Below are 3,377 nucleotides of genomic sequence, written 5' to 3'. Positions count from 1 at the left end.
TGGCGTGCATAGCTTCCGCCATTGCTCCCCCCACCATAAGCGCCGCCGCCCGGTCCCACGCCATTGTGTTCGGATGGGGCATCCTGTCCCCAATCGTTGCGGGCGTAGCCTCCCTTTGGTGTACCGTCATATCCGAGATCACCAAGAAGCCCGCCCCAATAAGGCTCAAAGTCCATCGATGGCGGCGTCGGTGCTACCGTGACATTTGGAGCGCTCGGCATGAAGCCGAAATTCCACGTAGAACTGTCGACTGGCGTCACCGGCGTTGGAGGAACGGGATCAACAGGGGTATAGGATACAGGACCAACGCTATCCGGCGTTGGTGGGTTCAGCGCGAGATCAAGGTTAAATGGACCGGAGTAAGGCGCAACAGGAGGAGCTACAGCGACAACGGGAGTGGCTTCGTCAACGAGTTGGTCATAAATTTGTATCCTATACGCTTGAGGAGCGAGTAAATTGTTGAATACAGCTGCTATCTGTGGAAGTGGCTTCAATATTCCGGGTATAGCCTTAACTGGCGGCAAAGTGCCCTGTACAGCAACATAAAATGCACCGGCAGCCGGTCCAACTTCCTGAGGGTAGCCAACATCTATCGTTACGAATGATGGACCGTAGATACCGCCAATAGGGTAGGATTTAACAGCCTTTTCTCCAGTCACCGGATCTGGCCCATATACATTCAAAGTAGCTGGCGGAGTCCAGTTCGCAAATGCTCCAGGAAGAGAAATAGCGAGAGTAAAAGTGGCGGTTTTAGTTTGCGTGCTAGTGAAGAAGCCCTGAGAAATATAAGACGAGTTTCCAATGTAGTTGGTTTTACTCAGTTCACTGGACCAATCTAGCGAACTGAAAGAATTGAAATCTGGATTGCTACTCACCAACCCGTTTTGTGATTGTCCCATGTTATTCCTCCGAATCTTTATCCTGGTCTGTTTTCTTGAAATTCATTTTCATTATGCTAATCCTTCCGGAAATGAGCTTGTAAAAAAAAACAATAAATATTATTGCCAAAATAATAGCTTCTAATAAATAAAAAGCTCCGTTGATGTAATCTATAAGTTCCATGTATTTCCCCGCAATAATAGAAGAAGTTTTTTGGAATACATTGCGAACCACTTTTGAATTAATGAGATAATTCTGACGCCGACTCCGGGGTATATTTAGCCACGGTTTTAATATGGCTCTTTAAATCAGCAAAAGCTGCCGAAATCTTGCGCTTGAAGCACTCTGTCTACGGCTAGCGCCACCAAATCATCCGGGCCCAAAGCCCCTTCAATGCCGCGCCCAAAGCACTCGGCGGCACGCCCCGCATCCCATTCAATATCGCCTTTCCAGCTGAATCGGTTTCCAACGCCAAACCCAAACCAATCGCCAACTCCTTGACGGCCTTTGCCATTTCGGGAAAATCTTTGGCAAAAACTGCATACGGAACATCGATCTCTATCGTGTCGCTCATTTAAGCTCCATGCACGCTTTGGTGACGAAAAAATCCGTTCCGAGCAACAGGTAATCCGGGATCCTGTGCGGATAGATAACACCGCTTATCCGATACAAACATTTGGACGGATCGTCATTGTTCGGCGTTCTGTAAGAGAGGGCCGTTTTGCGTTCGCCTTCACCTATCCCGCAATCGCCGAGTTTCCTAAGTTCCTCGTGTGCCAGCGGGACGCCAAGAACGTGTTCCAGTATGCCTTGCAGGCATTGTTCATATGAAGATACTGTATCGTCGCAATTGGCTTTGATCGGCACAAGGCTTCTAACCGCGACAGTACAAAGCTTTGCATTCTGGTTCGTCCAAATGCTGTAATAGTCCGTATCAAAATTTTTGGAATCCACTCCATCGAACGACTGCCGACATTTTGAAACAATCTCTTGATAGGAAGGATATGTATCAGCCGGTCGATTTGCAGCAAGCGGACCGAGCGCAAGAGACACAGACATTCCCGCTAGGAGGAACAAGCCCGAGAACAACGAGAGGAGCCCTACTCTCGTTGCTCCTGATCTGTTTTCTGAAATAATTTTAGGCGGGGAGTCGCCGCCGCCGCGGAAATATCCACCCGTGGCTCTATCGCCCGGTCCCACGCCATTGTGTTCGGACGGGGCATCCTGTCCCCAATCGTTGCGGGCGTAGCCTCCCTTTCGTGTACCGTCATATCCGAGATCACCAAGAAGCCCGCCCCAATAAGGCTCAAAGTCCATCGATGGCGGCGTCGGTGCTACCGTGACATTTGGAGCGCTCGGCATGAAGCCGAAATTCCACGTAGAACTGTCGACCGGCGTCACCGGCGTTGGAGGAACGGGATCAACCGGGGTGAATGAGATGGGGCCAATGCCATCCGGCGTCGGGGGATTGATCGCCAGGTCAAGATTGAAGGGGCCGGAATTAGGTGCAACAGGAGCAGCGGACGGAACACCAAAGCCGAGGTCGTCTGCGAGCTTGCCGAGGAAGGGACTCGACGGACCATCTACAGCCATATAATACCCCGCCAGATCGATATTAGGCATCGGGGTCATCATGACCGATCGTACGGGTGCAATTCGATCCAGAAGATCGGTGATGCTGTCACGAAAGCCGAACAGGCTGGATACAGTCGAGTAGGCCACACTTACACCCAGGCCGACTAATCCCACGACCCAGCCGGCAGGATTGGAAAGGGCCACCATCGCCGCTGCCCCCGCTCCCAATCCTATACCGATCCCGTCATCAACCCCAATGGCAGCTGCCCTCGTCATTTTTGACGGACCACTGTAGGTATAGAGGTCATAACCGCCTTCTATGCCCATGAGAGGTCCGGCGACACGCCCAGCAAACCGTCCAAGCGTGCCGGCCTTCATCGCCCTCGAGATGACGGCGGGGCTCCGGGTTCTTGCTGCAATCTCAGCGAAAGATTCCGCCGCTATCTGGGCGTTAATCCGCGGAAGTGCTGCCTGCACGCTTGGCAGACGACCGGTCGGCAGGCTGGTATAATGACTGAGGATTTGTGCACTGTAGTAGGCCTTGCCAATCCCCAAACCAGCCTGAATAGCCGTTGTCGTATAGCCAACGGCATCTGCAGACGGCTCTAGGTCGCTATCGTATTTTCTGTCAACCATAATGTCCCCCTGAATCACATCCGAGAAGCAAGCTGGTATTATCGTCTGTGTTTGATTATTAATATAACCCTTGCAACTATGCAGCTAAGAAAAAATGAGCAAAGCCATCCAAATAAATACAAATGGATAAATGGCTCATTCACCCTTCCCAGCATAAACTCTATAAAATAACATCTTCCGTCGCGACAATGTAATTGATTCCCATATGGTAAAAACCATATAGCAGTATCACCTAACACAAGAAAAAATACATATAGTAATGTTATTTTTATATCATAATATAATCT

The 3,377-nt window shown here is 50.3% G+C and carries 3 protein-coding genes; all 3 read right to left on the bottom strand.

Annotated elements, in window-relative coordinates; all coding sequences use genetic code 11:
- The coding region (locus ACPYOP_RS32670) for a hypothetical protein (RefSeq protein ID WP_481414342.1) at positions 1 to 899 on the bottom strand (899 nt) is incomplete at its 3' end.
- 335 nt (positions 900 to 1,234) lie between these two features.
- Positions 1,235 to 1,453 (bottom strand): hypothetical protein, encoded by a 219-nt coding sequence (locus ACPYOP_RS32665; protein ID WP_481414341.1) that lies wholly within the window; start codon positions 1,451 to 1,453, stop codon positions 1,235 to 1,237.
- Positions 1,450 to 3,090: a hypothetical protein gene (locus ACPYOP_RS32660; RefSeq protein ID WP_481414340.1), complete on the bottom strand. Its 1,641-nt coding sequence runs from the start codon at positions 3,088 to 3,090 to the stop codon at positions 1,450 to 1,452. The genes ACPYOP_RS32665 and ACPYOP_RS32660 overlap by 4 nt, the downstream gene beginning before the upstream one ends.
- Positions 3,091 to 3,377 lie beyond the last annotated feature (287 nt).

Source organism: Rhizobium sp. KNZ2-6A (assembly GCF_056755475.1).
Note: the sequence above shows the minus strand (reverse complement) of the source record. Positions and strands in the feature narration are given on the sequence as shown.

Excerpts from the sequence above, each read along its gene's own strand:
- ACPYOP_RS32665 (WP_481414341.1), bottom strand. The coding sequence starts at position 1,453 with ATGAGCGACACGATAGAGATCGATGTTCCGTATGCAGTTTTTGCCAAA.
- ACPYOP_RS32660 (WP_481414340.1), bottom strand. The coding sequence starts at position 3,090 with ATGGTTGACAGAAAATACGATAGCGACCTAGAGCCGTCTGCAGATGCC.